This window comes from Dolichospermum sp. LEGE 00246 (genome assembly GCF_015207865.1).
Classification (GTDB): domain Bacteria; phylum Cyanobacteriota; class Cyanobacteriia; order Cyanobacteriales; family Nostocaceae; genus Dolichospermum; species Dolichospermum heterosporum.
The window spans coordinates 1-1,848 of the sequence record NZ_JADEWA010000690.1 but is presented as its reverse complement, the minus strand read 5'-3'; the positions used below and the strand labels follow the sequence as shown (position 1 = coordinate 1,848).

Here is a 1,848-nt window from a genome sequence, read left to right as displayed (position 1 = left end):
ATAGAAAGATATATTAATGACCCGCATCATGGTTGAGAATATTGGCAGCGGTTAAAACCGCACGGGTAGGCTTTCCCCCGCGCTCTAAAGAGACGCGGCTCCCAGCCTTCCCGCAATCCCCTGGTGGAAAATTCCCCCAGTGAATCGTCGGGAGATTTTACGACGAGATCATAGCAGTTGTCAATATTGCGGTACTAACAAACATCTCACCCTAGATCATGTCATCCCCCGATCTAAAGGTGGCCGACATACTTGGGATAACGTAGTCATAGCTTGCGAAAAATGTAATTCTCGCAAAGGCGATAAAACACCCGCTGAAGCTGGGATGCTTCTACGTAAATTACCTAAAGCACCTGTTCACCCAACTGTGACATTTGCTGAGAAGTTTTGGATGAATATGCAAGCAAACCTGGAATAACAGGAGAGCAAAAGGAATGCTGAAATTAACTTACACCGATAACAGTTTTTATTTAGAGTGTCTCACTCAATCTCTCGAAGAATGGGTCGCGCAAAGAGTGATTTTGGCACTGCGTGTCAGTCAATCTTTGCGTGTTGAACCCACCACAGCTTCCTTTTTGCTACCTCTTAATTTACCAGGAGTAGAAAGACTGAAGACGGAAGTAAATCGCCATGATAGTGAAATTATGGGCTTATGTAAGTGCGATGCTGAATACTTAGAAGTTACCCTAGATGGTTCTTGGTTATCTGATGGTAATGATGATGCTGTAGGTGTATTTGTCACCACTATGAGCTATAGTGCGGAGTTTTTTTTGTATAAACTTTGGCAAGAGTCTCAAGTCTGTGCTTCTGTCGTCACCGAATTTTAGATTTTAAATTTTGGATTGAAGATTCAAAATCCAAAATTTAAAAAGGTCTGAAGCCCCGAATTTATTCGGGGAATAAATCTAAAATCCAAAATCTAAAATTCCCCGTCATTACGGCATTTCTAAAAGTTCAGGAACTGTAACAAATCGGTAGCCTTGTTGTTTGAGTCCGCTGATGATTTCTGGCAAGGCTTTCACGGTTCTTTCTCGATTCCCCCCACCATCGTGCATTAAGACAATAGCCCCTGGTTTAGCATCTCTGAGAACATTTTTAATAAATACTTGATATTTTGCATGAGGATCGGTGTCTGCTGAAGTCACTGACCACATGACAACAGAGTTTTTTTGGCTTTTAGCATAAGCAGCTAATCCGTTGTTTAAATAGCCGCCTGGGGGACGAAAAAAAGATGTTTTTACACCTGTAGTTTGATAAATTAACTCATTCGTTTTTTCAATTTCACTTTTGGCTGTAGCTTGATCCATCTTTCGATACCAATGATGCCAAGTATGATTACCAATAGCATGACCTTCAGCAACAACTCGTTTACCAATTTCAGGATTTTCTTGTAAGGCAGTTCCTACCCAAAAGAATGTAGCTTTGACATGATTTTGTTTGAGGATATCTAACATTTCTGCGGTAGTTTTTGGCCAGGGACCATCATCAATCGTTAAAGCAATGACTTTTTCTTTGTTGCTGGGAGCGACTTTATAAACGGTTTTTGCCTGATATTTAGCAGGAACGGTAAAATTCAGGGTTTCAACTTTAGCTGGTGGTTGTGATTTGAGATTGACTTGATTGTTAGGAATGGCAACTTTTAAAGACTCGCTATTTATTTTTAATTGGGGTGTATTTGGGTTGTGGTTACAAGCTATTAAGGATAATACTATTGTGGCAATGCTAATTATTTTTATGGAATTATAATTTGGGTACATAAAGTTAAAGTTCTCTGATATATTGCACGGAATGGGAATTTGAGCTTTTACAGTATTAACAGAAACTTTTTACTATGAGTTGATATTAAAT

2 protein-coding genes and 1 pseudogene are annotated in these 1,848 nt (G+C 39.4%); 2 read left to right on the top strand and 1 reads right to left on the bottom strand.

From position 1 onward, the window contains the following. Positions 1–124: 124 nt before the first annotated feature. Positions 125–418: pseudogene (locus IQ228_RS25625) on the top strand (HNH endonuclease); the annotation flags it as partial. Positions 419–434: 16 nt separating this feature from the next. Continuing rightward, entirely contained in the window at positions 435–827 is a 393-nt protein-coding gene (locus IQ228_RS25620) for an alr0857 family protein (RefSeq protein WP_193964941.1), read from the top strand. Positions 828–935: 108 nt separating this feature from the next. Here the strand turns inward: IQ228_RS25620 and IQ228_RS25615 are convergent, their stop codons facing one another. After that, complete coding sequence (locus IQ228_RS25615) at positions 936–1,757, bottom strand: polysaccharide deacetylase family protein (RefSeq protein WP_027403247.1); 822 nt, start codon at positions 1,755–1,757, stop codon at positions 936–938. Positions 1,758–1,848 lie beyond the last annotated feature (91 nt).

Coding starts and splice junctions, on each gene's coding strand:
- IQ228_RS25615 (WP_027403247.1), bottom strand. CDS start 1,757: ATGTACCCAAATTATAATTCCATAAAAATAATTAGCATTGCCACAATA.
- IQ228_RS25620 (WP_193964941.1), top strand. CDS start 435: ATGCTGAAATTAACTTACACCGATAACAGTTTTTATTTAGAGTGTCTC.